Genomic DNA, 22949 nt, shown 5'->3' on the forward strand with positions numbered 1-22949 from the left:
AATTACTGCCCCTCTATCGTCGACTGAACGGCGGCTCGACCCGCGGCGGCAGGCAAGCGGTTTGGTGCCCCGCGTGCCGCCGCCTCACGGATCAACTGGACGGATCGCGGATCGGTGAACAGGTTCGCCAAGGTCACAACGTTCCGCCCCAACGCCGCCCGCTTCAGCGCATCGCCGGCGTTGGTGACGAAGCTGGCGCCCAAGGAGCCGATAGCGTTGGCTGCACGCTGCGACAAAGAGCCCTGTGCAAGATCGGCATTGGCCGCCCGGTTGAATTCTGTCGCGCTACCGATCGGCTTCCGGCGGCCGGTTGCCTGGAGCACGTCGAGCAGTTCGGGCATGGCTTCGCCCGCAGCCTGATCAGGCAGCCCGCGGAAAATCGCAGCGAGCAGTTCGTCACGCGGCTGGTTGCCGGCGACGTCCTTCCGGAACTTGGCGCCCGCGAACTCTCGGCTTCCTTCCTGTGTCTCCGTCGAAGCGCGGGCGAAGCGATCGGCCAGCGTCTGCCGAACAAGGCCCGTCGTCGTATCCGGATCTTGAGCGACAAGGCGGCGCACCGCGTCGAGCGTTTCGTCGCCCGAACCCGTCATCGGGTTATGCGGCATCAGGGCGTCGCCGGCCGAACCAGTCGTATTGGCCGCAGCAACGCGGCCGAGCGGGCCTTCGGCAATCGGCTGGACTGTTTCGCGGGTGATATCGGCATATTGCTGCTTGCCCGCCGCGAAGTTGTCGCTGGCGTTCGTCATAGCATCGTCGATCTGTTGAAGGATCGATGTAACCGCGGCGTTCTGCTCCTTGGTGATCGCGTCCTGCCCAATCTGCGGCAGATCCATGCGATCTCGGAAGAATTTGCGCACGCGATCTAGATTACCGATATCCGTGATCGCACGTTCGGGAACAGCGGGAACCGCCGGCGTCATCGTGTAGCGGGTGACCTGACCGTCAGGACCGGTCACAGGCGAGCGCGTTGCAGGCTGGCCGGGCTGTGCCTGCTCGGCAATGAGATGGCGGCGAAGTTCGCCGAGCGGGCGCGCCATGATGCCCGTCGTATCGCTCGCGATAGCGCTATCGATGCTCGCGAGGATATTTTGCACCGCATCTTCAGGCACCGTTTCGGCGTTCGCTGCGGTGTAGGCAGGCCGGACGGCCGCCGTGCGCGCCTGCTCGACATCCCGAATGGCATTGGTCGCGGCTTCAGATGCGCGAGGACCGAGCACCGACGGGTTTGGCGATTGCGGCGCGATCATATCTAACACGTTCCCGACCGCGCTATCGACTTGCGCCGGGCGATCTCGGAAGAATGGTCCCATCGCCGAACGGCCGTCAACGGAGCCTTCAACGACGCGCTGGAGCGTGGGGAGCGAAGTGGAGCCGCCTTGCGCCTGGTCGATCGCTTCCGCGCCTGTAAGTCGGACGCCAGTGCCATTGTCTTGCAAACGAGCGGCACGATCCCAATCGATCGCATCCGGATCGCCCAAGGCCCGGACGAGAGCGCTTTCCGGCGCACTCGCCGCGCTTGCCGCCGCAGCACCGACATTCCCGACGAGAGCCCCGGCGACGCGGGCGTACGGCTCGAGTGAAGTACCTTCGGTGAACTGACCAGCGGCTTCGGATGCGACGCCCGGCGCTATAGCATTGCGCGCGAGGTCGCCGGCGTAGCTTGCAGCCCGTCGGCCGACACCTTCAGCCAGACGCGTTGAACGCGAGGGGCCGCCGCCGGGGACCGCAAATTCGGCAACGGTTTCGGCGAATTTGCCTGGCATCGTCCGCGGTTCGTACAGATGGTCATCCATGAACCCACGCGCCTCGTCCTGCGCGTCAAAGATGGCTCGATTGACCTTTCCGCCTATCGAGCTCGCGCGGAACTCACGACTGCGCGCCTCGTCCTCTGCTGTCCGCGCGGGGAGGCCGAATATCGCACGCACCAGGTGGTCGGCACCGTTAGCGAGATAGTCGCCGGCCGCTTCGCCCAAGCGATTGACCGTAACGGGCAGCATCACCGTCTCCGCGGCGCCGCGCGCAATGCCGGCGGGCACGCTAGACGCGATATCGCGCGCGATGCTCGGCTGTGCCGGCTTCGGCCGAGCGTCGGTGATCAGATCATCGAACGTCAGGGAAGAAACCGAAGGGACGAGGTCATCAAAAATGCCAGCCATCAAAGGCCCTCCGAATTGATGCCGTGCTGGCGAAGTCGCTCGATTACTTTGTCGCGCGGGGCGCCTTTGGCAATCGCCGCGCGGGCGGCCGTCAACGGATCTTCAGACGCCGCTGTTGTCGTCACGGCTGCCGCGGCGGTTTGCTGCGCAGTCTGCATTCGGGCCAACATTTCGGGAGGGACAGGGACACCGTTGGCCTGCATGATCCGCGTGATCTGATCGGCTGCGCCAGCCGACGAGCCCGCCAGGGCCGTCAACGCGGTGTCCCGCGCGACCTTCTTGTTCTGCAGTGTTTCCGGGTCATCGCCGGGCAGGGGGATGAAGACGCGGGCGTAGTTCTGAAATTCTTCTCGACCGAATGCCGCGCCCGTATCGGGGCGCAGCACTGATAGCATGAAGTTCATTGCGGAATTATAGAACTGTCGGCCCTCAGGAGAGACGAGATTATTGCTTAGCGAGAGGGGCAATACATCTCCCGTTCGCCCGAGCATCAGTTCAAAGTCGCGCGCCGCGGGCACATAGCCTTTTTTGCCTTGCAGGTCGTCGAGGTTCGCCGCCGCTGATGCGGCGCGGTTGTAGAACATCCCGTTCTTGGTAGTGAATTCCGTCGGCTTCATGCCAAGCTGCTCATTGGTGCCTGTCGGCTTGGCCTTATCGAACACCTGGACATCGGCGGGCAGGGGCTGACCGTCTGCCGTGACATAAGTGCTCTCGCTCGGCTTGCGGAATACCTGGACGCTCTTGTTCCCGACCACGGCCGTCCCTTCGATCAAGGACTTATCCGCCGACGGGTTGTAGGGTTCGGCGCCCGAGCGGATGGCTGCGCCGGGCGACATGTACTGTGGCTTACCGTCGGCGCCGATAGCCTGAACGGGTGCCTTGTCTCCAAGGATTGTGTTCAACAGCATCTCGTCCGTGAGTGCCCCAGACTGATGCAGCCGCTCTCCTTGCGCTGCCTTCCATTCGGTTTCGCCCAAGGGTTTAGTCTTGCCGTAAACGGTGCGTCCATCAGGAGCGACAATCGTTTCGTCGGGTTGCGCGCTGAGCACGCCCGTCTGCGTTGCGGGCAGGCCGTACATGTCCGCGATCGCCGGTGGAACGAAACGCGTCGATCCGTCCGTCACCGGCGCCAGCAGCGAAACTGTAACATCTTTCGTCGCATTCGCCGTGTTGTTGGCCCGTGACGTGTCGGCGACGAGATCCTGCCCACGTCGGAGCGTCGTATCGTTGAGCCGCGCGACGTCCATGTCCGTCTGCGCTTTCGTATCTGCCGAGTATTGCGTGCCCGCGAGTTGCTGATCGTAGCCGTAACGCTTGGTTGCGTCGTCCATGGTCAAGGCTCGGTAGCCCTGACCTGGGCCGAAGAGCTTTGCCAGAACGCCGGCAGCATCCTTTTGCGCATCTGTCGAGTTGGGATCGTTGAGTACCGAACCGGCGCGCTGGTAGGCGTCCGAGACCATGTTCTTTTCCCGCGCGGTCGCATAGCCGGCCAGGTCGCTCCCGCTTGGCGGCGCGAACAAGCCCGCCAGAGACTGGAAGGCCTGCCCCAACTCTGGCGAATTGTAAAATCGAGATCCGACGACAGGCATGGGAGACTTCCTCACTGCAAACGATGTTCGGGGACAATGGCACCCGCTGCACGGTGGACGGCGACTTCGCGAGCGACCGGATCTCCGCGCCGGGCGATTTCCCGTCTGCAGATTGCGGCTGCGAGTTCATGGCTCAAGGCGGCAGCGTAAAGCACCCGGTCATCGCGAAGCGGATCGCCGGGTGCGCCGGTGATGAGCGCACTAGCGGCTGCCATGGATAGATCGAGACGTTCGCGCGGAATGTAGCGGGTAGCGACCTCGCCAAGAACGAGGGTTGCCGCGAAAAACAGGTGGAGCAGATCTCCGGCATAAGCCGGATAGTGTTTCGCGATCGACGGCGTGTGGCTCACGGCGCGAAGAAGCGTGTCCAAGCCGACCATGGCGTTCTCCATTGGCTTGTCGTGCTCGCAGACGCTAGCAAACGAACGTTTTGCAGCTTCGAGCAACAATCCGATGTTCACATCCGCTACGTCAGCCATTTGCAAAACCTAACTGCTTCAGCTTTCCGACAGCGCTAGCTCTGCGCTCAGCGGCCCGCGCGGCCAATTCCTCGATGATGCTTATGTTAAAACAGGCATTCTGTAGCCACCGGAGACGGAGCCGCCGCTCGTGGTCGATCTTCACCCTTGCTGAAGGGTGGGCGTCCTCGTTCCAGCATTCGACCACTGTGCGAAACGCGGCGAGCGAACGTCGCACCTCATTTTGATCTTCCAGCCTGAATATGCGGAGGACGGCGAATTCGACGTTCGCGAGAGCCGCAAGGAGGTCACCGCGGCGCTTTGAACAAAGCGGTTCAAGGCCAGTTCTGTCGGCCACGCCGAGCATTACGTCGAGAGCGCCGGAAACGTGATACGCGGTGTCGCCATCGACAGCCCTGAGCAGTTCGTCGGCAATGTTTCCAGCATGATAGGACATCGAAGTTGAACAGGCCTCAGAGCCCGATCCGGGGACGTCGTTTGCAGATGCGGTTCCGCTGTCTCTCATGCTGTCAAAGCTATGCGGGAGTGCAGCGCGATACTACGGGGGGCAAGCCGCGAATATTCGCGCCGGGGTGTCCAAAAGTTCCAGCGGGGCGCATTTTTGTGCGAGCAGGGTACGCCGTTTCCGCTCGCGCGTTGGGAGTGGGCCAGGGGGTGGACCGGCCGGGGTGCGGCAACCGTTGGGGCACGGGCCGATCGGCGGCTCGCGCGATATCCGTACTTTCCTCGACCTCGCCATTCACAGTGTCCGCTAGGGCATACCAATGCGGTCACCAAGGAGGAGCACAAGAAAGGTGTACGCACGGGCTTGACAACCGTCAACGTACATATCATTGTTCGTACATCACCAATACGTACACATGAGGTTTACGAAAATGCAGTCTGTGACCCGCGCATCTGAATTCCAGTATTACACCAGCGTATGCGCCGAAATGCGCGACGCTCTTAACCGGCTCGATCTCCGCACCGCATCGTTGGCCGTCGAGGAGTTGCGAGGCATCCAACAGCATTCCGATTGGCCTGCATTGCGCATGCGTTGCGAAGCTACGCTTACCTCGCTCGCCGGCTTTCCCATAAACTGAGGCGATAATGACAAAGACAATCCTTTACGCTCGCGTAAGTACGAACGATCAGACAGCCGCCCACCAGGAAACGCAGGCTCGAGCCGCCGGGTTTGAGATCGACGAAATCGTTGTCGACGAGGGCGTATCCGGCGTACAGGTGCCGTTAGCCGAAAGACCGCAAGGCAAGCGGCTTTTCGACATGCTCCGAAAGGGCGACACGCTCGTCGTGCGGTGGGTCGACCGGCTTGGCCGAAATTATCAAGACGTCACCGACACGATCCGCCATTTCATGCGTAAAGGCGTGCTGATCCGCACGGTGATCAACGGCATGACCTTCGACGGTAGCGCGTCCGATCCAATGCAGGCGGCCGTACGCGACGCACTGGTCGCGTTCATGGCCGCCATGGCGCAAGCTCAAGCCGAAGCGACGAAAGAGGCGCAAAAGGCTGGCATTGAGCACGCCAGAGCGCAGAACAGAACGCGCGTCTACAAGGGACGCAAACCCTCTTACACCCGGAAAGAACTTGAAACGGTGATCGCAATGCTGACGGATGGCGCGGGCACGTCGGAGATCGCGAAGGTCACCGGCCTAACGCGACAGACCGTTCTTCGCATTCGAGCAAATCAGACGGATGCGGACGACGCCTTGAAGGCTTGGGGTTTGTGATTGTCGGCGGGCTGGAAGCGGGATCGACGAAGCGTTTTCACGACCGCGTCGATCCGTGCGGCCTCGGCGCACAGATTGAACCTGACGGCATCGCCGTCGCCAAAGTGTAGATCCCAATCCAGACCCGCAGCTAACGCCACCTTGGCGACAATGATCCCTCGCCGGCGCGTGGTTGCCACCGTCAGTGCGAGGAAGCCTCGCGCATCGATTTCCGCAACTTGGTAAGTGCTCATTGGCTATCCCCTACGTCTTCCGCCCACGATTGCGATGACAGGCATGTCTGTCAAATGAGGTTATGGCGTTCGAAAACGACCTCGTTGACAGACACGACGGGGCTAACCAAGCATGAGCTTTTCGTGGGAGAAAACGAATGAAGATGCTGACGGAGCAAGAAGTGGCCGACATTCTTCGCTGCAGTCGAGGGAAGGTGAAGCGGCTCCGGTTTTCCGGAAAGCTGCCCTATATCCCCGGGCGGCCGCTGCTTATCGACGAGGTCGACTTGCTGGCATATATCGAGGCGAGCAAACGCGAAGTCCAGGCCAAAGCACAAGCAGCAGACACGAAGCCTACAATCAGCGCGCAGGAGTGGGCGCGCCTGGCGCTTCTGAAACCGAAACGCGCGCCACGATCGCGATAGGCCGATCAGCCCAAAATTCCCCGATCGTTTTCAACTCGCTCGCCCCTCATAAGAGCGGCCGCTTTCGACCTGGCTTCGGCAAGTTCTTCCGCGAGCTCCGCGGCTGTCATCTCGTGAGGCTGCTTCTTGTTTTTCGCGTTGTCCGGGTTGAACAGGCCCGCTGCGCGGAAGAGCGTTGAAATCATCTGCGCCTGCGCGGACGGCGCTACAGCGGGATTGTCAATCAGCTCGATCGCGCGCTTACAGATGCGCGGCAGCGCGTCGTCTATAAGCTTTCGAACGTCTTGCGGAATAGGCTGATCCGCTGTCTTTTTCTCACTCATCCGAAAATCCCTTCGCCTTCTAAGATCGCGAGTTTGTATCTCAGCGCCTGTAGCTCGTTCGCCAACCGTGCTTGTTCAATTGAGATCGGCGCCGCCGGTGCATCGAGGCTAGCCGCAAAGGACGCGGCGTCGGCTCGCTCCTTCTTTGAACGGGCGCGGTCACTGGCTCGACCTGGCCTGTGGGTTTTCTGCCAAGCCGAATGTCGCTGCCGCTCTTGTTCGCTCATCGACGCCATGCGACGTGCTTTGGCCGTGGCTGCACGCTGTTGGGCTCTAAGCTTCCGATCGAGTTTTGTTTCCGCGTCCGCTGCGCTTCCGTCGGGCCACTGCGTCAGGTGCCAATCATTGCCTTTAGGCGTCCGGCCCCCATGATACTGACAGGTGCCGTTTGCGAGGGCAGGGTGCTTACAGCGATCACCTGTCGACTTCGCCTTTGCCTTGCATTTTGGGAGCAAATGGCGCTCGGCGTTTAGTTTCCGGAGGGTCGCAACTGCGATTGCTCGGAACTCGGCGGATTTTTCCCACGCCGTCAGGGGCCGGCGCGACCTCGTCCGCTTCTTCATCGGCGGTGCGCTCCCCGCGGCAACATTCCAAGGCACGGCCCCTTAAGGTATCCATCGAAAATCGAGGTCTGACGAAATCGAGGCGAGCCATTACCCGGCTGCGGCAAGGACAGAATGTCCGAAGCGTGCCAGTGAGCGTGTGAGGAAGGTTGCCGTTTCCTTTGGGGTAATTGGGGCTTGCGCGTACGTAGTACTTTTCCACAAAGAGTGGGGAGAGGGGATATAATAGGTAAAGAAGAAGGCGGAGAGATAAATTTACCTCGCGCGCACAAGCCCCAATTACCCCAAACCTGAAGATCAAACACGGCAACCGTCCCCTTTAAAGTCGGCGGCGTGCATCGGCGGCACGCAAGATTGCGTCATGACGTGCCGACCGCTCCGCGCGCTCTCGCGCTGCGCGATCCTTAAAGCGCACATGAATTCTTGGATTAACACGCCACGACGACGGCCCGTCCGCTTCCCGCTCCGTGACCGCGAGCCAACCGGCGTCTTCCAGCGATCTCGCCACGGCAACGAGGGCTCTGCGGTTTTCGGCGCCCTTCAAGGCTGCTCGCGCCTGATAAATGTCGCGCCGCTTGATCTCCGTCAGCTCTGGCCGCGTCAACAGAAAGCCCGCCAACCCCAACGTCTCGGTATGCGCGGGGTCCGCATCGAAGAACTGCTCGTAAAAGCGCAGGCTGTGGCGCAACAGAAAGCGCGTGAAGGTGAGGGCACGCGTCACCGTGGTGTCGTCAATCGCCAGCGTTTCGCTGACACTCCCCATCACCGCGAATTGGTCCATTGCATGGAATGCGAGGACTACGCGCGCGGCGATCTTCTCCATTTTATGGACATGTCCCCGCCAGGAGACACCGGCGGGGAGTTCCGCCAGGTTGCTGACCTCCGTCATGAACGCCTTGAAAACCGGCCGGGCAGCCGCAGACATTTTAAGCGAGGCCGGAAACAGGTAATTTGCCGAAGCAAATTCGCGGAGCATTGCTTCGTAGTCGACGAGCGCCGACCTGTCGGCAGGTTCGTCGACAGCCTCGACCTTTTCTCCATCGTCGAGGATAAAGAGGAAGCGCTGCAGCAGGCCGTCGGTTTGAAGATCTCGGACCATGGTACGGAGTTTGTCGGGCTGCGTTCCGGCCAGGATGCTCATCAGCCCTCGCTCTGCGAAAAGCGAACCGGATGTGACGCGGTCTACTTTGATCTCGCCACCATCGAAGAGACGCAGCATGAACGAGCGATCGCCGCCGCCGGAGCGCTTATACGCGCCAAGGCTTTCGAGAATGCCAGTCAGTTCGTCGGTAGATCTCAGCAAGCCATTTGGATTTGCGGCGTGCAGCATGATCTGTTTCTCGGCCGTGACGTCATCGACCAGAAGCCGACGAAGTCTTGGTTCCGGGTCGGCGCGCATGTCCGTTTTTGCCTTGGCTGCGAGCTTCGCGCGCTTGCTCCACTCCGCATGTTTCGGCTCGTCCTCACGTCGCCACTTGCGTTCCAGCGTGCGGATGGGTTCCAGCGCCGCATTGATGGTTGCGGACTTCGCGCTGCCAGGATTTGCCACAAGCACTGTCCACAGGGCCGCGGGCTCGGTGAAATGCTCATCGTGTTCGCGGACCTGGATACGCAGAGAGCCGCCGATCGCGCCGCAGACCGCGGTCAATCCCGATGCGGCGGCGAATGCCAGCGACACACCCTTCCGTCGTGCCTCGCTGCGCGCCCACCGTTCGAGGATCGGCGGCAGGCAGTTGGGCGGCGGTTCGCGAAGCTCTGCCACGTCGTCGTGACCGAATATATCGAAAGGCTCGAGACCGTCCGCTTTCTGCGGCGCCTCTGCGAGATCTGGAAGTACGTCGAAGTAGGTTTCCGGAGACGGTGTCAGAATGTAGTCTATTCCGCCGTGGGCGTGAGAATAGATGCGCACCGGATGCCGGTCGGAGTATATGACGGCAAGGTTGCGCCCGGCGCCATAGTCCGGCTCCATTGGGTCGGAGCAGGTCTTTCTGTGGTATGCGTCCGGGGCAGCGAGGATCTCCCCGACAGTCACGAACGTGCCGTCATCGAGCGCAATCTCCCAATCCTCGCCAAGTTCCTTTCGTTCGAGGGCGCAAGTAACCGTTCTGACAGCTTTGGCCTCGCTCATGCCCTTGGCGACCAGATTGGCAATGCGCCGTTTCTGCCAGGCGTCGCGCTGTTTCCGAGCCTCCGGTTCCAGTTGCTTTTCGAGCGCACGGATATGCCCGCTCAGTGTCTTCCGCTCGGCTTCAGTGAGAGGGAGAAGATCGGAAGTGTCCAACACACCGCCTGCGGTCCGGTGCACGTCGCGGGCGCCAGGCGTCGCGGTCAAGCCATCTTGCAAGATCGGGTCGGCCTCATAGAAAATCTTGCTGGCTTGCTCCGTCGCGGGGACGTCGAAGATCGTGCGCGGCAGAATTGCACCCGTCTCGCTGATCTTGCCCCACAAAAAGCCGGACAGCATCAGCCTGTCGGCAAGGTTTCGAGCGAAACTTTCCAGAGCCGAACCATCAGCCACCACATAATAGCGATGGTGGCCGGAAACGTGCTTTCCGGGCTGCGCTACAGCAGCCGAAACCGAGTTCCGACTGATAACGGCAGCGCGTTGAAAACCTGCGTGAACCGAAGCAAGTGCGTGCGATACCGAGCCGGCGTCTCGAAGCCGATCGAGCAGCTGGTCAGGAAATTCGGCTGTGTCGAAGTCCATCGCAAGGATTGCAGGTTCGGCACGGCGAACGAAGTTTTCCTTGCTGCGAGTTATCGCGCCTTGGTTATACGGCGCCGCGTCTCTGGAGACGATCTGCCATTCCGGTTTCGATGCTGGCGGCGGAGCGCATATAATCGCCTGGTGCGCTGTCAGGTTGACCAAAAGGCCCGACAGTTGCCGCAGGATCTCGTTCGGCGCGCCAACCAGGTCGACACGTCGCGCAGCCCCTTCGGCGAGCGCTACGCCCCCTGATTTCTTCAGGGTGCCATCGGAGAGGCGCGAAATTGTTTTCGTCAGCGGGTGTTTGCTTGTGACCAGCGTCATCGAGCAGGAGAGTGTCTTCTCGCTTTCGAGATCGGGCGCTTTTGGCTGGACCATGGAATTCTGCTGATCAACGCGCGGATTTTTCCCGCTGAGCAGATCGCCGAGCCGGGGCCCGTTGCCACCGGTAGATTGATTTCCATGCCGGTCGTCTATATGTTGATGTTGCATATCTTCTTCCTGTAGGCCGGTCGCATTCGCAGTGCGCGCCGGCCTTCATTTTGTGTTGTCGACGACGAGCCGAAGCGCCGGCAGCCTTTTGCCTGGTGCCTGCGACCGCTCTAGAATGAACCGTTTTAGGGCCTTCGCGCTGGCTTCAGTGACCAGGAACGGGCGCCGCCCCGCGGGGTGGAGTGTCTTCAATCTGCCGCCAGCGATCTCGTCGCGGACCCATGATGTCGATCGGGCGAAGAAAGCGGCGGCTTCGGAAACAGTCAGAACTTTTTGGTCGCGGGGGTATCTGGTCAGGAACATTGACTTGCCTTTCGTTGTCGGTGGCAAATCGTGTCGCGATTGGCGGTGCGAATATAGCCCTGACAAAAGCACGGAAATCGCACTATGCCGCTGCTGATCGATCTCGGATCGGGCAAGCCATGTCCAACATCGCAATCGAAAACAAGGTTCGCAACGGAAGCCCCGCGGCTTCATCGAGCATGTTTGCGGCATCAAGCGCCCGTCGCCACAGCTCCAGCTCTTCGTTGAGTGCCTCCGCCAACACGCGTCCACGAAGGCGCCTATAGGCGGCGTCACGTTTCGCGTTCTCTCGCACCTCCCGCAGGGCGCGAAACCAAAGTCTGTCGACTTCGCTGATCGCAGCCATGATATCTACGCCAGGCAGACGGAATGTCTCGAGCCATGAGTGAAGCGCCTGCACATACCTCAAACGGCCGCGGGCGACATGGTGCCGCGTTAGAACCTTGGTGAACGAGCCGCTGTTTTGCCCAAGCAAGTGGGCGGCCGCCGTCGGGCTGCCTGCTACGGTTTCTGCGGCGGACAGCACCCGCAAGAAGGCAGGGATACGATAAACACTGTCGCGTGTTTGCCCCACGTATTCCAACACCGATCGTATGGAAGCCAGGCGACCGGTCGCAAGTTCTGCTATCAGCGCGTCGACTGAGCCGGGCAATTCCACGGAGTTTGCGAAGTTGGGGGCGTTGAGCAGGCCGGCGTCGCGCATCTCACAGATGACCGACCGCCGCTTGTTATCGTATAACATCGCGATGTAACCCGCGAATGCGCCCACCGGCCTTTCAGGCGACGAGAGCGCCGCAACAAGTTCCGATAGGTAGGGCTTTTCCATCAGGATCTCAAAGCCGGCGGTATAGAACTCGTAATCCGAATTCTCTGCAGGTTTGTCGGCGAAGACCTCATAGTGGTTGCTCATCCGAATATCCCTTCCGAAGCAATCCGGACGAGACAGGGCGCAGACCGGCGTGAAGGCTGGAATTTGACAACGTTCTGATCGATCAGCCCGTCCACATCGCTGAGGCGAAGAAGCCGCCGGCCGCCGATCTTGATGGACGGGAGATCCCCACGGCGCATTAAGTTGTAGATGTGGTTGCGCGAGGACCGCAGATATGTGGCGCACTCATTGATCGTCATTACTTTGGGGGATGCTGAAGAGGTCATCGCAGATGGTTCTCCTAGTTCTGCAATGTATAGTCGTGCCCTTTTCCACCCAAGTCAAGAAGCCAGATAAGATTTAAGTACATGTAATAACTAGGACATTTTGTCCGCTACACAATTCATAATCCGCGCTCGTGACATACAGGTGCCATATAAGTGACATACCTAAGCGTGTGTTTTAGCTTTTGGCGTGCGGAATACCCCCAACGCAGTGATAACGCGCGGTTCAGGGGAGATCGAAGTTAGGGTAAATGCTAGGGCGATCACGGTCGCGCTAAAATAGTGATTTAAAAACAGCGGTTTAAGGCGTGTTATGGCGGAAGAGGTGGGATTCGAACCCACGGTACGGTCTCCCGCACGCCGGTTTTCAAGACCGGTTCCTTAAACCACTCGGACACTCTTCCATCGGTTTCCCGGCTTTATAGCCGTTCGATTTGCAGCGTCAACCTGTTCCGCAGCATCGGCGTCTTTCGGGCCGCCTTGCGCCAGGCATTCATTGGCTGGCCTGGACGATCTGTAAGTCTTGCGATGCGTCTTGGAAGCGCTGCCGCCGCGCCGCGCAGTCTATTGGATAATCTTGACTTTGCTGTTCTTTGGCGGCACCGATATCATACGTTAGCTCAGCGAAAGTTGCCGGGGGGCAAACATGCGCGATCCGAGTGCGGAGGAATGGGATGTAGCGATCGTCGGGGCTGGAATGGGCGGAGCGGCGCTTGCTTATTCGCTCGCCACGTCCGGGCAAAAGGTGCTGGTCATCGAGAAAGGCTGGGCACGTGTCGATACCGACGGGGCGGGTGCCGACTCTCTCGATCCTGACGCGCGAATGCGGGCGGGCCGCTGGCCGGATCAGATAGAGGCTACGATCGATTCCGTCGATTCGAGCTTCTTTGCTGCGCTGGGATGCGGTGCCGGCGGCTCGACGCTTCTTTATGCCGGCGCTCTTGAGCGCTTGCAGAGAGACGATTTCATGAGCGGCCCGGAGCAACAACGCGTCGCTCCGTCATGGCCGATTTCCTACGATGACCTCGCGCCATTTTATCGTCTGGCGGAGGAACGGCTCGGAGCCAGGGGAGGAGGCGACCCGCTGCAGTCGGACCCGACCGATCTTCCTGATCCGCCCCCGCTCAGTCCCGGCGATCAGCACTTCTTTGGCTCTCTGCATAAGAATGGCATGCATCCCTATCAGCTGCATAATGCCGGCGACAGGGAGCGCGGCGGCAAGATCGACGCAATGACCGCTTTTCTCGAGCCCGCGACGGCGCTCGGCGATGTGCATCTCCTTCCCAACTGCGCCGTCAAGCGCATTGAAGCGACACGCGAAGGCGTGACCGGGCTCTTGTGCGAGACCGAGAACGGCGAGTTCGAGGTGAAGGCGATGGTTTACGTCATGGCAGCGGGGGCGTTGTCTACGCCTGTTCTCATGCTCAACTCGACGAGTGCGGACTGGCCGGACGGCATTGCCAATTCGTCCGGACTGGTCGGTCGAAACCTGATGTTTCACGTCAGCGACATGATGGCGGTATGGCCGCGCGGTCGTGTGAGGGTCTCGTCGACGGCAAAGTCGATCGCGTTTCGCGATTTCTATTGGCACGAGGGCGAGAAATTCGGCCAGATCCAATCGACCGGGCTAACTGCGGGCAGGGGAAATATCGTTTATTTCCTAAAGCAGAAGCTTGATCGCAGCGGAATTCGCTGGCCGCGATTCCTGCGTCAACTAACGCACATACCAGGTCTGATCGGCGCGTGGGTTTTCGGCCGGGCGGTCGTCTTCGCATCGATCTTGGAAGACTATCCCTATTGGGAAAATCGGGTCCTGCCTGGGACGGCGACGCCGGCCGCGATCCGTATCGTGTATACCGCGCATGATGAACTGAAGCGCCGGACCGCCTGGTTCCGGCGGCTTTATCGCACCGCCTTCGCTGGCCACTGGGTCTTCATTCTCCATTCAGGCGTAAATCTCAATTTCGGCCACGCTTGCGGAACCTGCCGGTTCGGTGACGATCCGGAAAGCTCCGTGCTCGACAGGAACAATAGAACGCATGATTTGCAGAACCTGTTTGTCGTCGACGGATCGTTCTTTCCAAGCAGCGGCGGCGTCAATCCCAGTCTCACGATCGCGGCAAATGCTCTGAGAGTAGGGCAGTATATCGCGAAAATCCTGAGTGGCGACCGTGAAGTAATGTCGACCGCATCGACGGATACCGCCTGAGTGTGGCTTTCGCGCTTTAAATATTAGCTATTTATTAACCATGTTAATTAGAATTGTCCCGATCTTCGCGAAAGGTTTCGCAAATTTGCCATGAAAGCCGCATGATTAAAGTCTCGTTAGGTTGATGGGACTAGGGGTGGCTGACCCATATTGGGGCGGAATTCTTAACCATAACGGTCTTTTGCGGCGTGGGACATATGAGACGAGACTACGGGGCGGCGTCATTTGCGACGGGAATGCGATGGCTTGGTCTGTCACTGATCTGTGCGACGGTCACGGCATGCGGCACGGCGCCCACAGTGGCCAAGCGCACCCACGGTAAGGAATATTTCTCCGAGAAGGAATATGGCGTCAAGGCGAGCCCGCGCGTCGCCACCGGCAACAACATTCCCAAGGGCGGCGGTCGCTACATCGTCGGCAATCCCTACATGGTCAAGGGTAAGATGTATTACCCGAAGGAAGACTTCTCCTACAACAAGGTGGGCATCGCCTCGTGGTACGGTTCGGCCTTCCATGGCCGCCTGACGGCCAACGGCGAAGTTTACGACCAGATGCACCTTTCCGCCGCGCATCCGACATTCCCGCTGCCGAGCTACGCCCGCGTCACCAATATCGAAAACGGTTCGTCCGTCATCGTTCGCGTCAACGATCGAGGGCCCTATCATGAGGGCCGCATCATCGACCTGTCGAACAAGACCGCCGATATGCTCGACTTGCAGCACAGCGGCACCGGCAATGTTCGCGTGCAGTATGTCGGCAAGGCCCGCATGGACGGCCACGACATGCCCTATCTGATGGCGTCTTATGTGCCGAAGGGTAGCCGTATGCCCGGCATCAATCCGGGCGAAGGGCAGATCGCCAGCGGTGTCATGGTTGCGTCGAACAGCAAGCGGATCACCGCCGATCAGTTGAGGAGTGCCGGCGATTACTCAGCGCCGTCAAACGTGCCGGTTCCCCTGTCCGCCACCTCCTACGCCGGCTCCACGCCGAGCGGCGGTCCTTACGAGGCGCCGGTCCCGACACCGCTGCGCGCGCCGTCCTTCGGCAACGGAGCGCCGACCTTCGAGCAGACGGTATTCCTGCCAGAAATTGGACCCGTTCCCTATGAACGGCCTTATGGCGGCCCGCAGGGCTCGCTGGCCATGGGCTATCAGGAAGAGGCGGTGAAGACGGTTACCGTCGACCTCGCCTTCGACGCGGTCATGGTTCGCAACGACGGGCTGACGCAGGATGCGATCCTGAAATCGTGGAAGCGCCAGAAAAGCAAGTGATCGGGTCGGTTGTAACCGCGCCGATCCGCATCTAAAATCGCTACGTGTCGCTGGTTTGCATGGGGGTCCGGATGTTCAAGCGCGTGATCAGGATTTGCGCCTGCCTTCTGCCTCTGGCCTCCGGCGCGCTCGCCGCCGGAGGCGATCAGGCGCCTGCTTTCGTGACCAAGGCCGCACAAGCCTATATGATCGAAGCTTCGACCGGAACGGTCCTGCTCGCCAAGAACGAAAACCAGACCTTCTCGCCGGCATCGCTTGCCAAGTTGATGACGATGGAGCTCGTTTTCGGCGCCGTCACCAACAAGCAGATCACCCTCGATACGCAATATCCGGTCTCCGAGAACGCGTGGCGGACCGGTGGCGCGCCGTCGCGCACGGCAACGATGTTCGCGGCGCTGAAGTCGAATGTGCGCGTCGAGGACCTCATCAAGGGCATCGCGATCCAGGGCGCCAACGACAGCTGCATCATACTGGCCGAAGGGATGAGCGGCGGCGAGCTCGGTTTTGCCGATGCCATGACGCGGCGGGCAAAGACGCTCGGCATGCAGCGCTCGATCTTCGGCAACTCCACCGGCCTGCCTGACGGCAAGAGCAAGACGACCGCCTTCGATATGGTCACGCTCGCAGCAGAGCTGCAGAGCGCCTATCCGGAGCTTTATGCCTATTTCGCAATGCCGGATTTCGAATGGAACAAGATCTTCCAGCGAAACCGCAATCCGCTGCTTGGCCTCGGTCTTGGCGTCGATGGCCTGGCGACGGGCTTTGCCGAAGGCGAGGGCTATTCGATCGTCGCTTCCGCCCAGAACAACGGCCGGCGGCTGTTTCTGGCGCTCGGCGGCATTGCGTCGGACAAGGAACGCACGGAAGAGGCGCGACGCGTTCTCGAATGGGGCCTGACATCATTCGAGAGCCGGCAGCTATTCGCGGATAATGAGGTCATCGGTTCCGCGAGCGTCTATGGCGGTACATCGCGCAGCGTCGATCTGGTCGCCAAGGTGCCGCTCAGCGTCTATATCCCGACCAGCAATCCGGAACGCCTGTCAGCGCGCATCATCTACCGGTGGCCGCTGGCGGCACCCGTCGAAGCGGGCCGAGAGGTGGGGACGTTGCGGGTCATGGCTGGAGCCAGGCTCCTTCGCGAGGTTCCGCTCTATACCAAGGAGAGCGTTGGCGTCGGCTCGCTGAGCAGCCGAGCCATCGATGCCGTGATGGAACTTGGTGAAACGCTGCTATTTTCATGGCTATGGGATAAGCCAGAGGCCACGTAAGCATCGCATTTGCGATCACCGTGAGTATCCGCACGCCTAGACCCCTTGAAGGTTTCACTCTGGAGCGTCTTCGGCTAGAGCTAGGATAGGGACGCGGGCGCGCGCGTCGAAATGCAGGAAAGTATCATTGCCGGGAGCTGCTGGATTATTCGTTACGTTCGAGGGCGGAGAAGGTGCGGGAAAGTCCACGCAGATCCGCCATCTCGCCGAATCGCTCCGGGCGCGTGGGCATGACGTGCTTCTGACGCGCGAACCTGGCGGATCGAAAGGAGCAGAGGCCGTGCGCCATGTGCTGCTATCCGGCGCCGCCGAAGCCTTCGGCACGCGCATGGAGGCGATCCTGTTCGCCGCGGCCCGCAACGACCACGTCGAGGAACTCATTCGCCCGGCGATATCAGCGGGTATGATCGTGCTCTGCGACCGCTTCATCGACTCCTCGCGCGTCTATCAGGGCGTGACCGGCAATTTGGAACCCGAATTCATCGAGACCCTGCAGCGCGTTGCCATCAACGGCATCGTGCCCGATTGCACCTTGATCCTCGATCTTCCTGCCCGGACGGGCCTGGAGCGCGCAAGACGCCGCGGCGCGGCCGGTGATGTCGCGCCAGATCGCTTCGAGAAGGAGGAGATGGAGACGCATGAAAAGCGCCGCGAAGCTTTTCTCGACATCGCCTCCCGCGAACCGGAGCGCTGCCATGTCATCGATGCGACGCAGCCGGAAGAGCAGATCGCGGCTCTCGTCCGCGAGCATGTTGATCGCCTGCTCGAGCCGAAGGTTACAAACAGTCTGGCGGAGGTGAGCGATGAGTGACGAACGCCCGGGCCTCCTCGACGGTGCCATCTGGCCCGCAGACAACACCAAGCTTTTCGGCCACGAGGAGGCGGAAGCCTTCCTGGCGCAGTGCTACCGCTCCGGCAAGAACCACCACGCGATCCTGATCGAGGGGCCACAGGGCATCGGCAAGGCGACGCTGGCCTTCCGCTTCGTCAATCATGTGCTTTCACACCCCGATCCGCTGACGGCGCCTGAGCGCATGGCAGACCCCGATCCGTCCTCGGCGGTTAGCCGCCAGATTTCATCCGGCGCGTCGCACAACGTCCTGCACCTCGCCCGCCCGGTCGACGAAAAGACCGGCAAGGTGAAATCCGCAATCACGGTGGAGGAGGCGAGACGGGCAGGCCGCTTCTTCTCGCAGACATCGGGCACCGGAAATTGGCGCATCGTCATCATCGATCCGGCCGACGACATGAACCGCAACGCCGCCAACGCCATCCTGAAGATCCTGGAGGAGCCGCCGAAGCGGGCGCTGTTCCTGTTGATCTCGCATGCGCCGGGCAAACTGCTGCCGACAATTCGCTCGCGCTGCCTGCCGCTGAAGCTCTCTGCCCTTCGCGACGATGCGATGAACAGGGCGCTGGCCAATCTCGGCGTCGATGCCGGCGACGCCGGTCTGCTCGCGGCAGCCAACGGCAGCGTCGGAGAGGCGCTGAAGCTGATCAACTATGGCGGCGGCGAGATCATCGCGGCCTATGAGGAGGTCTTGTCCGCGCAAGGTCCTTCCGCACGCAAGGCGATGCATCGCTTGGCCGACGCGGTTTCCGGCAAGGACAGCGATACGATCTTCGAGTTCTTTGCAAGCCATATCGGCGACGATCTGATGGCGCGCGCGCGCGCCGCCGCGATTGCCGGCCAGGTGGCGGCCGCCGAGCGCCTCTCGCGCCTGCATGCCGATATCATCGAACGCTTCGCCGTTTCCGATGCCTATAATCTCGATCGCAAGCAGACGATCCTCGGCATTCTCGGCGAGATCAAGCAACCGGGGCCGTAAACTATCAGGCGGTCAGGAGTTTCCAGGCGACAACGGCGAGCGTCAGAGCCAGTACGATGCGGATAGTGCGCTCGTGCAGCTTCGGCGCGAGCAGGCTGCCGGCAATGATGCCGGGGATCGAGCCTACAAGCAGCGCGAGCAGCATGCCCCAGTCGATCTCACCGATCATCCAGTAGCCCATGCCGCCGATCAGCGTCAGCGGCACGGCATGGACGATATCGGAACCGACGATTTCGCGGACATCGAGGCGCGGATAGAGCACAAGAAGGACGGTGACCCCGAGCGCGCCGGCGCCGACCGAGGTCAGCGTCACCAGGATGCCGAGCGCGAGCCCGAGGATTACGGTGAAGGCAGAGACGGTGAGGGGCGAGGGCGCGGATCGCTCGCCCATCGCGCGCCGGGCAAAGGCGAGCACCGGCTTGCGGAAGATCAGCATCACGGCAGTGAGGACCAGCAGCCAGCCAAGCGCCGTCGTGATGGTATGGGCAACACCGATGCTCTTGCGGTCGACACCTGCCATCAGCCAGAGCATCAGCAGCGCTGCGGGCACGCTGCCCGCAGCCAGGCAGCCGACGACCCGCCAGTTGACGCGTCCATGCATGCCATGCACAGCCGTGCCGGCTGATTTGGTGACGGCGGCATAGAGCAGGTCGGTGCCAACGGCCGTGGCCGGATGGACGCCGAACAGAAGCACCAGCAGCGGCGTCATGAGCGATCCGCCGCCGACGCCTGTAATGCCGACGAGCGCGCCGACGAATAGGCCGGACAGCGAGTAGAGCGGATTAAAATCGGAAAGGAACGTCAAGCAGCCGACCTCTGGCTTGCGCGGTCGATGCTGTCGCGGGGAACCGGTGATGTCAAACTGCGAGTCCCCTCGTGTGAGCGTCCTCTTTGGGTAGAATGTGCTCAAAAACGAGTCAAGTGCGGTACGCCTGCACGCGGTAAATCCCTCGCGCCTTTCGAAACTTAGTGTTTCGCTTCGCCGCCACATGCGCTAAGGAGCGGCATATAAATTTCAAAGAATAAGCCGCACGAGAATGGCCGCCATGACAGACAAGACACCCTTCTACATCACCACCGCGATTTCCTACCCGAACGGCAAGCCGCACATCGGCCACGCCTACGAGCTGATCGCGACGGATGCCATGGCGCGCTACCAGCGCCTCGACGGCAAGGACGTGTTCTTCCTGACCGGCACAGACGAGCATGGCCAGAAGATGCAGCAGACGGCTCGCGCCGAAGGCATCACCGCGCAGGAACTCGCCGACCGCAATTCCGGCGAATTCCAGGCGATGGCCAAGCTCCTCAACGCCTCGAACGACGACTTCATCCGCACCACGCAGGAGCGTCACCACGAGACGTCGCGCAACATCTGGAACCTGATGGCCGATGCCGGCGACATCTACAAGGACAGCTACGCCGGCTGGTACTCGGTGCGTGACGAGGCCTATTACCAGGAAAACGAGACCGAGCTGCGCGCCGACGGCGTGCGCTACGGACCGCAGGGCACGCCCGTCGAATGGGTGGAGGAAGCCAGCTACTTCTTCAAGCTCTCCGAATACCAGGACAAGCTCTTGGCCCTCTACGAAGCGGAGCCCGATTTCATCGGCCCGGCCGAGCGCCGCAACGAGGTGATCGCCTTCGTCAAGTCGGGGCTGAAGGATCTGTCGATCTCGCGCACGACCTTCGACTGGGGCATCAAAGTGCCCAATGATCCTGAGCATGTGATGTACGTCTGGGTCGACGCGCTGACCAACTACCTCACAGCCACCGGCTACCTTGAGGACAGGAACGGCCCACGCGCCAAGTATTGGCCGGCCGACGTCCATATCATCGGCAAGGACATCATCCGCTTCCACGCCGTCTACTGGCCTGCCTTCCTGATGTCGGCCAAGCTGCCGCTGCCCAAGCGCGTTTTCGCGCATGGTTTCGTGCTGGCCAAGGGCGGCGAGAAGATGTCGAAGTCGCTCGGCAACGTGCTCGATCCGTTCGAGCTCATCGAGCATTTCGGCCTCGACGCGATCCGCTACTTCCTGATGCGCGAAATCTCGTTCGGTCATGACGGCAACTGCAGCGAAGAGGCGATTGGCACCCGCATCAACGCCGACCTCGCCAACGGCATCGGCAACCTCGCCAGCCGATCGCTGTCGATGATCGGCAAAAACTGCGAAGGCAGGGTGCCCGTCTGCGGTCCGCTGACCGACGAGGACAAGGCGATGCTTGATGCCGTCGACTCGCTGCTCGCTTCGACGCGCGAGGACATGGGCAACCAGCTCATCCATCGCGCGCTGACGTCCATTATCGCTGTTGTGTCCGAGACTGACCGCTATTTCGCTGGCCAGAAGCCCTGGGCGCTGAAGGATACCGATCCTGATCGCATGGGGACCGTACTTTACGTTACGGCCGAAGTTGTGCGCCAGATCGCTATCCTGCTGCAGCCCTTCGTTCCGGGCTCCGCCGAAAAGCTGCTCGATCTCGTTGGTGCAGCCGCCGACCAGCGCGACTTTACGGTGCTGGGTGAAACCGGTCGCTTGGTTTCGGGCACGCCGCTCGAAGCGCCGACGCCGGTCTTCCCGCGTTACGTCGCGCCGAAGGCGTGAGGCAAAGATGCTGATCGATACCCATTGCCATCTGGATTTCGCCGACTTCGAAGAGGAGCGCGACGAGATCGTCAAACGTGCGCACGACAGCGGCGTCAAGCAGATGGTGACGATCTCCACACGGGTGCGCAAGCTCGACAGCCTGCTTGCGATCACCGAGAAGTATCCGTCCGTCTTCTGCTCCGTCGGCACGCATCCCAACAATGCCGACGAAGAATTGGACATCCAAGCCGAAGACCTGATCCGTCTGGCGAATGCGCATGAGAAGGTGGTGGCGATCGGCGAGGCGGGTCTCGACTACTTCTACGACACGCAGAAGCCCGAGGATCAGAAGACCGGGCTGCTGCGCCACATCGAGGCCGCCCGCGTAACCAAACTGCCGCTGGTCATTCACAGCCGCAGCGCCGACGAGGATATGGCCGCGATCTTGATCGAGGAAACGGGGAAGGGCGCCTTCCCCTTCATCCTGCATTGCTTTTCGGCCGGCGCGGATCTGGCGCGCGTTGGTGTCGAGCTCGGCGGCTACATCTCCTTCTCCGGCATCCTGACCTTCCCGAAGTCGCAGGAGCTGCGCGACATCGCCGCCACCGTCCCGCACGACCGTCTGCTGGTCGAGACCGATGCGCCCTATCTCGCGCCGAAGCGCTGGCGCGGCAAGCGCAACGAGCCGTCCTATGTTGTCAACACGGCGGAAGTGCTCGCCGAGACTCTCGGCCTCAGCTATGCCGAGATGGCCGCGATCACGACGGACAATGCCTTCCGTTGCTTCTCCAAGATGCCAAGGATCTGACACGGTGGGCTACAGGCGGCGGTTCACCATTCTCGGCTGTTCCTCGTCTCCGGGCGTTCCACGCATCACCGGCGATTGGGGTGCCTGTAATCCCGACAATCCGAAGAACCGGCGCACCCGCGCCGCCTTCATGATCCAGCAATATGACGACAACGGCGGTGTGACCACCGTCGTCATCGATACCGGTCCCGACTTTCGTGAGCAGATGATCGCCGCCAGGGTCGAACACGTCGATGCGGTGATGTACACGCACGCGCATGCCGATCACATCCATGGGCTGGACGATCTGCGCGGCTATTATTTCGGGTCCCAGCAGCGCGTCCCGATCTACGCCGACCGGCCTACCATGGACCGTATTCGCCAGGGCTTCGGCTATTGCCTGGAAACCCCGCCGGGGAGCAATTATCCGCCGATCGTGGAAGCAAGGCTGATCGAGGATATCGAAAGCCCGGTGCGCATCACCGGCGCCGGCGGCACCATTTCGCTACGGTCGCACGTGCAGCAGCATGGCGACATCACGTCGCTGGGATTCCGGGTAGGCGATGTCGCTTATTGTAGCGATATCAGTGATTTCCCGCCCGAAACTATTGCAAAGCTGGAAGGCCTCGATGTCCTCGTCATCGACGCGCTCCAGTATCGCTATCATCCGAGCCACCTGTCGCTCGAACAGTCGCTCGACTGGATAGCACGCCTGCAGCCCAAGCGCGCCATCCTCACCCATATGCACACGCCGCTGGATTACGACACAGTCATGGGCGAGACGCCGGATCACGTCGTCCCCGCGTATGACCAGATGAGCTTCGAGGTCGAACTGGAAAGCCTGGAGCACGGAGACTAAGCCCACGCGTTC

Annotated in this window: 21 protein-coding genes and 1 tRNA gene; 10 read left to right on the top strand and 12 right to left on the bottom strand. The window is 61.1% G+C overall.

The window, feature by feature from the left end; translation table 11 throughout:
- Positions 1-2: 2 nt before the first annotated feature.
- Genes QTL95_RS28220 through QTL95_RS28235 form a run of 4 tightly spaced genes read right to left on the bottom strand, consistent with a single transcriptional unit; the run spans position 3 to position 4729 of the window.
- Positions 3-2156, bottom strand: coding sequence for a hypothetical protein (locus tag QTL95_RS28220; RefSeq protein ID WP_289723122.1), 2154 nt, complete (start codon positions 2154-2156; stop codon positions 3-5).
- Positions 2156-3745 (bottom strand): hypothetical protein, encoded by a 1590-nt coding sequence (locus tag QTL95_RS28225; protein WP_289723123.1) that lies wholly within the window; start codon positions 3743-3745, stop codon positions 2156-2158. The genes QTL95_RS28220 and QTL95_RS28225 overlap by 1 nt, the downstream gene beginning before the upstream one ends.
- An 11-nt stretch (positions 3746-3756) precedes the next feature.
- On the bottom strand, positions 3757-4224 hold the full coding sequence (locus QTL95_RS28230; protein WP_289723124.1) for a hypothetical protein: 468 nt from the start codon (positions 4222-4224) through the stop codon (positions 3757-3759).
- The gene (locus QTL95_RS28235) at positions 4217-4729 is read right to left on the bottom strand and encodes a hypothetical protein (protein ID WP_289723125.1); all 513 of its coding nucleotides are present in this window, start codon (positions 4727-4729) and stop codon (positions 4217-4219) included. Before QTL95_RS28235 ends, QTL95_RS28230 begins: the two co-directional genes overlap by 8 nt.
- A gap of 584 nt (positions 4730-5313) precedes the next feature.
- Here QTL95_RS28235 and QTL95_RS28240 point away from each other — a divergent pair.
- A complete protein-coding gene (locus tag QTL95_RS28240; protein WP_289723126.1) occupies positions 5314-5955 on the top strand; it encodes a recombinase family protein in 642 nt (213 codons plus the stop codon).
- On the opposite strand, the gene QTL95_RS28245 is transcribed toward QTL95_RS28240, so the two are convergent.
- Complete coding sequence (locus QTL95_RS28245) at positions 5913-6188, bottom strand: hypothetical protein (RefSeq protein WP_289723127.1); 276 nt, start codon at positions 6186-6188, stop codon at positions 5913-5915. The genes QTL95_RS28240 and QTL95_RS28245 overlap by 43 nt on opposite strands.
- Before the next feature lie 137 nt (positions 6189-6325).
- Here QTL95_RS28245 and QTL95_RS28250 point away from each other — a divergent pair, with 137 nt between their 5' ends.
- A complete protein-coding gene (locus QTL95_RS28250) occupies positions 6326-6592 on the top strand; it encodes a helix-turn-helix domain-containing protein (RefSeq protein WP_289723128.1) in 267 nt (88 codons plus the stop codon).
- Positions 6593-6597: 5 nt separating this feature from the next.
- Here the strand turns inward: QTL95_RS28250 and QTL95_RS28255 are convergent, their stop codons facing one another.
- The 6 genes from QTL95_RS28255 to QTL95_RS28280 form a co-directional block, all read right to left on the bottom strand.
- Positions 6598-6915, bottom strand: coding sequence for a hypothetical protein (locus QTL95_RS28255; protein ID WP_289723129.1), 318 nt, complete (start codon positions 6913-6915; stop codon positions 6598-6600).
- Between the two features lie 882 nt (positions 6916-7797).
- On the bottom strand, positions 7798-10563 hold the full coding sequence (locus QTL95_RS28260) for a DUF3987 domain-containing protein (RefSeq protein WP_289723130.1): 2766 nt from the start codon (positions 10561-10563) through the stop codon (positions 7798-7800).
- A gap of 159 nt (positions 10564-10722) precedes the next feature.
- Complete coding sequence (locus QTL95_RS28265; protein ID WP_289723131.1) at positions 10723-10980, bottom strand: hypothetical protein; 258 nt, start codon at positions 10978-10980, stop codon at positions 10723-10725.
- A gap of 82 nt (positions 10981-11062) precedes the next feature.
- Complete coding sequence (locus tag QTL95_RS28270; protein ID WP_289723132.1) at positions 11063-11890, bottom strand: hypothetical protein; 828 nt, start codon at positions 11888-11890, stop codon at positions 11063-11065.
- A complete protein-coding gene (locus QTL95_RS28275) occupies positions 11887-12135 on the bottom strand; it encodes a helix-turn-helix domain-containing protein (protein WP_336622299.1) in 249 nt (82 codons plus the stop codon). Before QTL95_RS28275 ends, QTL95_RS28270 begins: the two co-directional genes overlap by 4 nt.
- Before the next feature lie 311 nt (positions 12136-12446).
- A tRNA-Ser gene (locus tag QTL95_RS28280) sits at positions 12447-12536 on the bottom strand.
- Between the two features lie 242 nt (positions 12537-12778).
- Here QTL95_RS28280 and QTL95_RS28285 point away from each other — a divergent pair.
- The 5 genes from QTL95_RS28285 to QTL95_RS28305 all read left to right on the top strand — a co-directional run bounded on the left by QTL95_RS28285 (position 12779) and on the right by QTL95_RS28305 (position 18709).
- Positions 12779-14341 carry an FAD-dependent oxidoreductase gene (locus QTL95_RS28285; protein WP_289723133.1) on the top strand — a complete coding sequence of 521 codons (1563 nt, stop codon included), beginning with the start codon at positions 12779-12781 and terminating at the stop codon, positions 14339-14341.
- Positions 14342-14538: 197 nt separating this feature from the next.
- A complete protein-coding gene (locus QTL95_RS28290; protein WP_289723134.1) occupies positions 14539-15612 on the top strand; it encodes a septal ring lytic transglycosylase RlpA family protein in 1074 nt (357 codons plus the stop codon).
- Between the two features lie 71 nt (positions 15613-15683).
- Positions 15684-16880 (top strand): D-alanyl-D-alanine carboxypeptidase family protein, encoded by a 1197-nt coding sequence (locus QTL95_RS28295; protein WP_289723135.1) that lies wholly within the window; start codon positions 15684-15686, stop codon positions 16878-16880.
- 127 nt (positions 16881-17007) lie between these two features.
- Positions 17008-17691: a dTMP kinase gene (gene tmk / locus QTL95_RS28300; protein ID WP_289723136.1), complete on the top strand. Its 684-nt coding sequence runs from the start codon at positions 17008-17010 to the stop codon at positions 17689-17691.
- Positions 17684-18709, top strand: a complete 1026-nt coding sequence (locus QTL95_RS28305; protein WP_289723137.1) for a DNA polymerase III subunit delta' — start codon at positions 17684-17686, stop codon at positions 18707-18709. Before tmk ends, QTL95_RS28305 begins: the two co-directional genes overlap by 8 nt.
- Positions 18710-18713: 4 nt before the next feature.
- Here the strand turns inward: QTL95_RS28305 and QTL95_RS28310 are convergent, their stop codons facing one another.
- Entirely contained in the window at positions 18714-19514 is an 801-nt protein-coding gene (locus tag QTL95_RS28310; RefSeq protein WP_289723138.1) for a sulfite exporter TauE/SafE family protein, read from the bottom strand.
- Between the two features lie 241 nt (positions 19515-19755).
- Here QTL95_RS28310 and metG point away from each other — a divergent pair, with 241 nt between their 5' ends.
- From metG to QTL95_RS28325, 3 genes are read left to right on the top strand one after another with little or no spacing between them, the layout of a single operon-like run.
- Entirely contained in the window at positions 19756-21309 is a 1554-nt protein-coding gene (gene metG / locus QTL95_RS28315) for a methionine--tRNA ligase (RefSeq protein ID WP_289723139.1), read from the top strand.
- Between the two features lie 7 nt (positions 21310-21316).
- Positions 21317-22099 carry a TatD family hydrolase gene (locus tag QTL95_RS28320; protein ID WP_289723140.1) on the top strand — a complete coding sequence of 261 codons (783 nt, stop codon included), beginning with the start codon at positions 21317-21319 and terminating at the stop codon, positions 22097-22099.
- Positions 22100-22103: 4 nt separating this feature from the next.
- The gene (locus tag QTL95_RS28325) at positions 22104-22937 is read left to right on the top strand and encodes an MBL fold metallo-hydrolase (RefSeq protein ID WP_289723141.1); all 834 of its coding nucleotides are present in this window, start codon (positions 22104-22106) and stop codon (positions 22935-22937) included.
- Positions 22938-22949 lie beyond the last annotated feature (12 nt).

Origin of the sequence: Rhizobium sp. S152 (genome assembly GCF_030380735.1) — a bacterium.
Taxonomy (GTDB): domain Bacteria; phylum Pseudomonadota; class Alphaproteobacteria; order Rhizobiales; family Rhizobiaceae; genus Rhizobium.

What these genes read in the sequence shown, in the direction of transcription:
- QTL95_RS28220 (WP_289723122.1), bottom strand. Translation starts at nt 2,156, where the DNA reads ATGGCTGGCATTTTTGATGACCTCGTCCCTTCGGTTTCTTCCCTGACG.
- QTL95_RS28225 (WP_289723123.1), bottom strand. Translation starts at nt 3,745, where the DNA reads ATGCCTGTCGTCGGATCTCGATTTTACAATTCGCCAGAGTTGGGGCAG.
- QTL95_RS28230 (WP_289723124.1), bottom strand. Translation starts at nt 4,224, where the DNA reads ATGGCTGACGTAGCGGATGTGAACATCGGATTGTTGCTCGAAGCTGCA.
- QTL95_RS28235 (WP_289723125.1), bottom strand. Translation starts at nt 4,729, where the DNA reads ATGAGAGACAGCGGAACCGCATCTGCAAACGACGTCCCCGGATCGGGC.
- QTL95_RS28240 (WP_289723126.1), top strand. Translation starts at nt 5,314, where the DNA reads ATGACAAAGACAATCCTTTACGCTCGCGTAAGTACGAACGATCAGACA.
- QTL95_RS28245 (WP_289723127.1), bottom strand. Translation starts at nt 6,188, where the DNA reads ATGAGCACTTACCAAGTTGCGGAAATCGATGCGCGAGGCTTCCTCGCA.
- QTL95_RS28250 (WP_289723128.1), top strand. Translation starts at nt 6,326, where the DNA reads ATGAAGATGCTGACGGAGCAAGAAGTGGCCGACATTCTTCGCTGCAGT.
- QTL95_RS28255 (WP_289723129.1), bottom strand. Translation starts at nt 6,915, where the DNA reads ATGAGTGAGAAAAAGACAGCGGATCAGCCTATTCCGCAAGACGTTCGA.
- QTL95_RS28260 (WP_289723130.1), bottom strand. Translation starts at nt 10,563, where the DNA reads ATGGTCCAGCCAAAAGCGCCCGATCTCGAAAGCGAGAAGACACTCTCC.
- QTL95_RS28265 (WP_289723131.1), bottom strand. Translation starts at nt 10,980, where the DNA reads ATGTTCCTGACCAGATACCCCCGCGACCAAAAAGTTCTGACTGTTTCC.
- QTL95_RS28270 (WP_289723132.1), bottom strand. Translation starts at nt 11,890, where the DNA reads ATGAGCAACCACTATGAGGTCTTCGCCGACAAACCTGCAGAGAATTCG.
- QTL95_RS28275 (WP_336622299.1), bottom strand. Translation starts at nt 12,135, where the DNA reads ATGACCTCTTCAGCATCCCCCAAAGTAATGACGATCAATGAGTGCGCC.
- QTL95_RS28285 (WP_289723133.1), top strand. Translation starts at nt 12,779, where the DNA reads ATGCGCGATCCGAGTGCGGAGGAATGGGATGTAGCGATCGTCGGGGCT.
- QTL95_RS28290 (WP_289723134.1), top strand. Translation starts at nt 14,539, where the DNA reads ATGAGACGAGACTACGGGGCGGCGTCATTTGCGACGGGAATGCGATGG.
- QTL95_RS28295 (WP_289723135.1), top strand. Translation starts at nt 15,684, where the DNA reads ATGTTCAAGCGCGTGATCAGGATTTGCGCCTGCCTTCTGCCTCTGGCC.
- QTL95_RS28305 (WP_289723137.1), top strand. Translation starts at nt 17,684, where the DNA reads ATGAGTGACGAACGCCCGGGCCTCCTCGACGGTGCCATCTGGCCCGCA.
- metG (WP_289723139.1), top strand. Translation starts at nt 19,756, where the DNA reads ATGACAGACAAGACACCCTTCTACATCACCACCGCGATTTCCTACCCG.
- QTL95_RS28320 (WP_289723140.1), top strand. Translation starts at nt 21,317, where the DNA reads ATGCTGATCGATACCCATTGCCATCTGGATTTCGCCGACTTCGAAGAG.